General features: G+C 64.4%; 1 protein-coding gene. It reads right to left on the reverse strand.

Annotation, left to right across the window (positions count from 1 at the left end; all coding sequences use genetic code 11):
• A partial coding sequence (locus tag G6020_RS17375; protein ID WP_241732792.1) for a transposase occupies positions 1-225 on the reverse strand: 225 nt, incomplete at both ends.

Raw genomic sequence — 225 nt, forward strand, 5'->3', positions numbered from 1 at the left:
CGAGCGGATCAGCAGGTCACGCCGGTGAGCAGCGGGGATCTGCGCGATTGCCTGGCCCAGGACGTCGATGTGGTCGGCAGCGGTGTTGGAGCCAGCATTGCCCGGGCGCAAGCTCGCCGCGAGAAACTCTTCTGTGTTGTCGCACCACACGCCGATCGGGTGGTACCCGAACGCGCGCTTATACGTCGGAGCTGCATGTTCCTTCTCGCTGTGGGTGACCACGAT

Source organism: Dietzia sp. B19 (assembly GCF_014145155.1).
Lineage (GTDB): Bacteria > Actinomycetota > Actinomycetes > Mycobacteriales > Mycobacteriaceae > Dietzia > Dietzia natronolimnaea.